Annotated in this window: 1 protein-coding gene; it reads left to right on the forward strand. The window is 62.6% G+C overall.

Translation table 11 applies throughout. The features are described from left to right. Positions 1 to 302, forward strand: a 302-nt coding sequence (locus EN851_RS35375; protein WP_245520907.1) for a lyase family protein, incomplete at both ends; no start/stop codon positions are given.

The raw sequence follows: 302 nt of genomic DNA on the forward strand, positions 1-302 counted from the left end.
ATGGAGATGAAGCGGCTCGATCCGGCGATCGGCAAGGCGATTGTCGAGGCCGCGCAGGAAGTCATCGACGGCAAGCTCGACGCGCATTTTCCGCTGGTGGTGTGGCAGACGGGCTCGGGCACGCAGTCCAACATGAACGCCAACGAGGTGATCTCCAACCGGGCGATCGAGATGCTCGGCGGCGTCATGGGCTCGAAGAAGCCGGTGCACCCGAACGACCACGTCAATATGAGCCAGTCGTCGAACGACACCTATCCGACGGCCATGCATATCGCCTGCGCCGAGCGGGTCGTGCATCATCT

Source organism: Mesorhizobium sp. M8A.F.Ca.ET.208.01.1.1, from assembly GCF_004791315.1.
Taxonomy (GTDB): domain Bacteria; phylum Pseudomonadota; class Alphaproteobacteria; order Rhizobiales; family Rhizobiaceae; genus Mesorhizobium.